The sequence below is a fragment of the Streptomyces odonnellii genome, assembly GCF_000981895.1.
Classification (GTDB): domain Bacteria; phylum Actinomycetota; class Actinomycetes; order Streptomycetales; family Streptomycetaceae; genus Streptomyces; species Streptomyces odonnellii.
Window position 1 is genome coordinate 1 of record NZ_LATD01000374.1, and the last position, 6,636, is coordinate 6,636.

Here is a 6,636-nt window from a genome sequence, read left to right on the forward strand (position 1 = left end):
GGAGGAGCCGGCGCTCGGTTCCGGCGTCGGGATCGAGGCACCGGGCGACGGGGGTGGCTCCGGGCGCCGCCGCTTCGAGTTCCAGCACTGGCGCCGGGTTCTCCGCCTTCTCGCCGTCGCCGGGTACCTCGATCCAGCGGGAGATGTCGCCGTCGCTGTACGTTTCGACGGTCTTGAACACCAGCGACTTCGCATCCGGCAACTGCCGTACCGTAACGCTGTGTTCGGCGTCCGTCCCCGCCGCGAGCGCGGTGCCGCCCACGGTGTATCCATCGGCGGTGGCCGTCAGTTTCCACCCCTTGGGCGCCTCTTTGAGCGCCACCGTCCCCGGCGCGATGCCCTCGGGCAGGACAATCCTGAGTTCCTTGATCCCCGCCTCGCTCCTCTCGGCCTCCGAGGTGAATGTCAGTGTGACGTTCTCGGCCAGGGCCCGCGGATCGGAAGCGGTGACCTCGGCATGCGCGGCAGCGGGTCCGGCTCCCGCGGCCAGGACGACCACGGCGGCGGCCACCGTCACGCCGCAGCGCCGGAGGACAAGGTTGATGGATGATGTGTTCACGAAGATCGGGCTCTCTCGGTACGGGCGGACTCACCGCGTGCGGGCGGCCCGCCGGGTCAGGGGAACGCGTCTCCTGCCCGGCTTCCCGGAGGCCCCCGGCGTTCGACCACATGTGAGAGCAGCGCTTCGGCGCCGGGTGCCGTCGCGGTGTGCTGCGGGATCCAGCGTATGGACGCCACCGTACGAATCGGGGCGGGCCATCGGCCCAAGGCGGCGGTGACAAGCGCGACCCCGGCTCTGGCCCAGCGGCCGACCGTACGGGGCAGCCCGCTCAGCGCCCGGTCCGCGCGGTGCATCAACAGGGCCACGGCGACGGCGGCCCCGCAGTGTGCCAGTGTCATCGCCGTCGCGCTGTGATACGCCGCGTAACCGGCGCCCGCCCCGGCATGCCCGTGCGCATGGCCGTGGCCCGGCGCGGCTGGTGCGGACAGCGCCGTGTGCAGGACGAGTTGCGCTCCACCCGTGACGGCCGTCACCGCCCACCACGAGCGGACCCTTCCCGCTCCGAGGGACGAGACCAACCCGATCACCGCCATGACGGCCAGCAGCCGCAGCCACGGGACGGGTTCCTCCGAGGCGAGGTGATGCCCAACTGCGGCCAGTACGCCGCTGGTCAGCGTGAAAACCGCAGCTCTCGTCCACCGGCCGCCCGGCCCGAGCCGCTGCGGCCGGCCGGACTCGTATGCCCCGGGCCAGTTCATGGTGCGCTCATCATCCACGCCCGCGCCCCGGCCCGCTCCCCCCACCCCCGGATCCCGTCGCACGTCCAGGCTTCCGTTCCGCGCGACCGGACCGTGAACGGCGTTCTGTGCTGACGCCGGCGGCAGTTCAGCCTTCCTGGATCAGTTTCAGCACTCGCGAACGCAGAACCGCGAATTCGGGCAGCGACTTGGTGTGGAGCTGATCCCGGTCGGCCGGCAGTGGGACGTCGACGACCGCCCGTACGGTGGTCGGCCGGCCGGAGAGCACCAGGACCCGGTCGGCGAGATAGACCGCCTCGTCGATGTCATGGGTGACCAGCACGACCGTAACGCCGAACTCCCTTCGGACCCGCAGGATCAGATCCTCCAGATCGGCCCGTGTCTGGGCGTCGACCGACGCGAACGGCTCGTCCATCAGCAGCGCCTCGGGCTGGTAGGCCAGCGCCCGTGCGATCGCCACCCGCTGCTGCATGCCACCGGACAACTGCCAGGGATACTGGTGCTCGGACCCCTCCAGCCCGACGCCCGCCAGCGCCGCCAGGCCCGCTTCGTGCGAAAGCCCCGAACTCGTCAAGCTGTTCACCACCTACACCGCCGGTCCCACCAGCATCGGCTCCCATCTGACCGCCACGGCCGCCGGACACAACGCCGACGCCCCTCTCATCGTCGCCACCGGTGCCGACTTCGCCCTCTACCCGGGCAATGGCAAGCCCCCCACGGTCGAAGGGTTCCGCTTCTCCACCCGCGGCTTCAAAGAACTGGCCGGGATCTCCCACCTCGGGCCCGCCGTCGCCACCCTCGTACAACTGCGCACGAAGTACGCCGACCCCGGATGGCACGCCGAGACGGAACGCCTGCTGTACGAGGTGGAACGCGGCCGGCAGGCCAACAGCGCGGCCCTGTGGCGCGACACCATCGCCGTGGAGGCCTACCGCGGACGTGAACAGGCCATCGCCGACATGGCCGAATACACCTTCGCCCGCACCGCCCGCTACCTTCGCGCCGGCCTGGAGAACGAGAACACCTTCAACGCCGCCACCCTGCAGAGCGACTATCTGGACCACGGCGAGAAGGAAGGGCACGGCACGGTCAACCAGATGATGATCGCCACCTTCTTCCTCACCGGTCTGGACATCTCCCACCGCATCCTGCGCTGGTTCGGCGAGCAGGAGATCGACTGGGAGCGGGCCATGGTGGTCATTGCCGGCAAGCAGGGACGGCCCACCGCCGGCGTCACCTGGAACACCTCCAGCGTCGCCACCATGATCCTGGGCGCCTCGGGCTACCGGCTTCCCCTGGAGCATCTCTACATGGCCCCGCACGCCCCGACCTTCGCCACCCCCCGGAACGGTGACCTGTCCGAAGTCATCGCCCTGGAAGAGCCCCTGCGCCGTATCTGGGCCAACACCCGCGCCACCGTCGAACTGGGGGACCTGATGTTCCCCGGCCTGCCGCGCTACGCCCCCGGCCGACTGGCCGTTCCCGATGTCGACGACCCCTCGGTCGGCGAGATCAGCGAGATGCCGGTCATCCACGGCCATGACGACTGGCGTTCCATGACCACTCGCCTGCGCATGGTGCTCGAAGACCCGCGCCAGCTCCTGTCCGGCTGTGTCACCGACTACGCCGTCAGCCAGCTCGTCGCCGCCGACAACGACCCGGCCGGGGTCACCGTGCCCGGCCTGGACGGCGTGGTCTACCCCACCGTCCAGTGATCCTCACGGTGTGACCGTCCCGGCGCCCGCGGCGTCGCCGCCTTCGCCCACCAGCACCAGCACCAGCACCAGCACCAGGAGCACACAACAGTCATGCCCTCGCTCACCCTCGACCAGGCCCGCCATCTCGATGTGGACGGCGGCAGGGTCGCCTACTACGAAACCGGCGGCGGCGACCACACCGTCGTCTGGGTCCACGGCCTGCCCCTCGACTCCAGGTCTTGGGAAGCACAGCGTGCGTACTTCGATCCCCGCGTCCGGAACGTCTTCCTGGACCTGCGCGGCTACGGCGCGTCCGACAAGCTGCCGCCCCGGCTGACCGGTGTCACCGCCCTGTACGTCGCCGACCTGGCCGAACTGATCACCCATCTGCGCCTCGACCGGCCGACCGTGGTGGGATTCGCCTCCGCCGGCCATGTCGCCCTGCGCTTCGCCGCCGAGCACCCCGAACTGCTGGGGAGACTCGCGGTCATCAACGGCTCCCCCAAGTTCCGCCGCGGCGGGGACTGGCCGTACGGTTTCGACGACACCGGTATCGCCCACTTCACCGACGCCGCGCGTGACGGCGGTATCAAGGGCATCACCGACGCCGTGCTGCGGCCCGATGTCGCCTTCGCCGATGTCGACGCCACGCGCGCCGCCGAACTGGACGCCCGGTTCCGCGAGATGAGCTACAACGCCGGGGTCGACACGCTTCTCGGGTTCTTCAACGACATATCCCTGGACGACGACCGGGCGCTCATGGCCGGTATCAGGGTCCCCACTCTGCTGATGAGCAGCACGATCGGCCAGGAGGTGCCCTCGGGGGTGTTCCTGTATCTGCGTACCACCATCACCAAGGCCCGCCTGGCGGAACTCCCGGGCACCGACCACTTCGCCTTCGCCACCCGTCCCGAACTGGTCAACGCCCTGATCGACAGCTTCTTGACGGCGTGACAGCCGCCGGAGGTACGGGTCCGGGCCGCCCACCACCACCTCGCCCGCACGCCGTTTCAGGAGCCGGGCGGTACGTTCGTATCCGACGAGTGGTCCGGCACCATCGCCCCGGAGCGGGACGCCACGAAGGAACACGCCGCTCCGGAGGAGGCCGCCCGGAGCCGGGACACCGATCGCGCTGCCGGCCTGCTTACCCGGCACATCCTGCATACCGCCCGGAATCCGACCGTACGCACGGAACGCGAAGACTGACCTCCGCGGCGGCCCGGACGAATTCAGCAGCCCAGACGAGTCGGCGCGGGCACGGTCACGGCGACGTTCTACAACTTCAACCACGAGCACGTCGCCCGGCACATCCCTGCGGCGTGGACGCTCACCACGCCGGAGGCGGTACTCGCCGCACGGCTGCGCGGCGTGGACGGGACGCTGCGGCGGCTGCTCGGGGAGGAGATCCTCGCGTCGAAGGAGCTGGCCGAGGCTGCTGAGCTGGCGCTGCGCGCCACCGAGGCGTGCCGCCGCGAGGCACGGCCGCTGTACGCCGCGAACGCCGGCCTTCCCGTACCCGAGGAGCCGCACCTGGCCCTGTGGCACGCCGCCACACTCCTGCGCGAACACCGCGGCGACGGCCATCTCATGGCTCTGACGGTGGCAGGCCTCTGCGGGATCGAGGCGCTGGTCATGCACAACGCCACCGGCAGAACAATGACATCGGCCGTGCTCAGGCAGACCCGCGGATGGTCCACGGAGCAGTGGGCCTCCGCCCGGGACCGGTTGCGCGAACGCGGTCTGCTGACCGAAGCGGGGGACCTCGCCGAGGCGGGCGCGGCATTGCGCGGTGAGGCCGAGGCGCTCACCGACCGCCTCGACACCGCCCCGTACGACCACCTCGGCCCGGCCGCCACCGCACGCCTCACCGAACTGGCCGACAGCTTCACCCGCGCGGCGAGGGCCGCGGGCGCCTTCCCCGCACAGCTCTTCGGCAAGGGCTGAGACGCCCGGCCGCGTGGCGCGTCAGGTCACCAGGCCCTGGCGTTAGGCGTGGACGACTGCCTAAACACGGTCGCGGAGGCCGAGTTCGGTGAGGATTCGTGGCACGAAGGTCTTGACGGTCTCCCGGCTTATCAGCAGGGCCGCGGTGGACTCGCGGGCGCCTCGATAACACTGCGTGTTCAGGAATACACAGAAACGGCTACGGGTTGAGATCCGCATGACGGATACGCAATTCGACCCGCGCGCACTCCTCGCGCAAAGCCGGCTCGGTGTGCTCGCGACGATCAAGTCCGACGGCCGCCCCCAACTCTCCCCTGTCATGCCGTCCTACGCCCGGGCCTCGGATGTCATCCAGGTGTCGACGACCGAGGGCACCGCCAAGTGCGCCAACCTGCGCCGGGACCCACGAGCCGCGCTGGAGGTGACCAGCCAGGACGGCTGGGAATGGGCCACCGCCGAGGGCACGGCCACAGTCGTCGGGCCCGGAACCGACCCGCACGGTCCCGAAGTCGAGGCACTGGTCGACTACTACCGCAACGCCGCCGGTGAACACCCGGACTGGGACGAGTACCGGTCGGTCATGGTGTCCGACCGGAGGGTACTGATCACCATGACGGTCGACAACGTGTACGGCGCCAAGCTCCGTTGACACCTCCGGGGTGTGGACGGGCACACCGTACCCATGCCGCCCGCGCCCGGCCGGGCGCTGATCCGGGCCCCTCGATGGTGCCCGGATCAGCGCCTCACACGGTCGGTGCCGGCCTCTCCGCCGTACGTCCCCTCCGCAGCCGCAGCACCCTGACCAGCGGGCCGTGGCGTGGTGCCAGGCACCATACGATCGCGAACACTCCCGTCAGGACGACCACGACCGAGCCGCCGGCCGCGAGGTCGTAGGCGTACGACACATAGAGCCCGGCCACACTCCCGGCGCAGCCGATCGCCGACGCCAGCAGGGTCATCGCCCACAGCCGTTCCGTCAGCATGCGTGCCGTCGCGGCCGGGGTGATGAGCAGGGCCAGGACGAGGATGTTGCCGACGGCCTCCAGCGACATCACGATCGTCGCGGTGACGACGACGTACAGCGTGAGATCCAGTCGCAGTACGGGCAGTCCCGCCGCCCGCGCCGTCTCCCGGTCGAGCGAAACGGCGACCAGTTCCTTGCGCAGTGCCAGCACCAGCGCGACGAGCACCGCGCCGATCCCGGCCACGGTCCACACGTCGCCCGAACTCACCGCCAGCACCTGGCCGAAGAGGAACGACGACAGGTCCGTCGTCCAACTGTCCCTCGTCGATACGAGGACGATGCCGAGCCCGAACGCGAACGCGAAGAAGACGCCGATGACGGTGTCCTCCTTGAGGCGCCGGTTCTGCGAGACGACCGCGATGAGCACGGCCGTGGTGATCCCGGCGGCGGCCCCGCCGAGCAGCAGACTGCCGTTGAACGCGTACGCGAGTGCCACCCCCGGAAACGCGGAGTGCGCCACCGCGTCGCCGATGAAGGCCATCCCGCGCAGCACCACGAACACACCGACGACACCGCACACCAGTCCGACGACCGCGGCGACCGCGAACGCACGCTGCATGAAGGGGAGTTGCCAGGGCTCCAGCAGAAACTCCATCATGTCGTCACCACCTTGGCGGGGGTGGAAGCGGAGCCGGAACCAGAACCAGAACCGGTGGCGGTGGCGGTGGCGGTGGCGGTGGCGGTGGCGGTGGTCGAGGCTGTCCCGTTGAT

General features: G+C 70.1%; 6 protein-coding genes and 3 pseudogenes. 4 read left to right on the forward strand and 5 right to left on the reverse strand.

What is annotated here, in order from left to right:
- From WH07_RS30105 to WH07_RS30115, 3 genes and pseudogenes are all read right to left on the reverse strand, one after another.
- The coding region (locus tag WH07_RS30105) for a DUF1775 domain-containing protein (protein WP_052744603.1) at window positions 1-559 on the reverse strand (559 nt) is incomplete at its 3' end.
- A gap of 56 nt (window positions 560-615) precedes the next feature.
- A complete protein-coding gene (locus WH07_RS36445) occupies window positions 616-1,260 on the reverse strand; it encodes a hypothetical protein (RefSeq protein WP_052744604.1) in 645 nt (214 codons plus the stop codon).
- A 127-nt stretch (window positions 1,261-1,387) separates the two neighbouring features.
- Window positions 1,388-1,795, reverse strand: a pseudogene (locus WH07_RS30115) (ABC transporter ATP-binding protein); the annotation flags it as partial.
- Between WH07_RS30115 and WH07_RS30120 the strand changes: the two are divergent.
- The 3 genes and pseudogenes from WH07_RS30120 to WH07_RS30130 all read left to right on the forward strand — a co-directional run.
- On the forward strand, window positions 1,731-2,975 hold the full coding sequence (locus WH07_RS30120) for a DUF5624 domain-containing protein (protein WP_157877460.1): 1,245 nt from the start codon (window positions 1,731-1,733) through the stop codon (window positions 2,973-2,975). The pseudogene WH07_RS30115 and the gene WH07_RS30120 overlap by 65 nt on opposite strands.
- Before the next feature lie 93 nt (window positions 2,976-3,068).
- Window positions 3,069-3,911: an alpha/beta fold hydrolase gene (locus tag WH07_RS36450; RefSeq protein ID WP_052744605.1), complete on the forward strand. Its 843-nt coding sequence runs from the start codon at window positions 3,069-3,071 to the stop codon at window positions 3,909-3,911.
- A gap of 291 nt (window positions 3,912-4,202) precedes the next feature.
- Window positions 4,203-4,901 (forward strand): annotated as a pseudogene (locus tag WH07_RS30130) (SCO6745 family protein); the annotation flags it as partial.
- A 60-nt stretch (window positions 4,902-4,961) separates the two neighbouring features.
- Here the strand turns inward: WH07_RS30130 and WH07_RS41460 are convergent.
- Window positions 4,962-5,054 (reverse strand): annotated as a pseudogene (locus WH07_RS41460) (DNA-binding response regulator); the annotation flags it as partial.
- 64 nt (window positions 5,055-5,118) lie between these two features.
- Between WH07_RS41460 and WH07_RS30135 the strand changes: the two are divergent.
- Window positions 5,119-5,550, forward strand: coding sequence for a PPOX class F420-dependent oxidoreductase (locus tag WH07_RS30135; protein ID WP_046506883.1), 432 nt, complete (start codon window positions 5,119-5,121; stop codon window positions 5,548-5,550).
- A gap of 94 nt (window positions 5,551-5,644) precedes the next feature.
- On the opposite strand, the gene WH07_RS30140 is transcribed toward WH07_RS30135, so the two are convergent.
- Window positions 5,645-6,523, reverse strand: coding sequence for an anchored repeat-type ABC transporter permease subunit (locus tag WH07_RS30140; protein ID WP_046506884.1), 879 nt, complete (start codon window positions 6,521-6,523; stop codon window positions 5,645-5,647).
- Window positions 6,524-6,636: the final 113 nt, after the last annotated feature.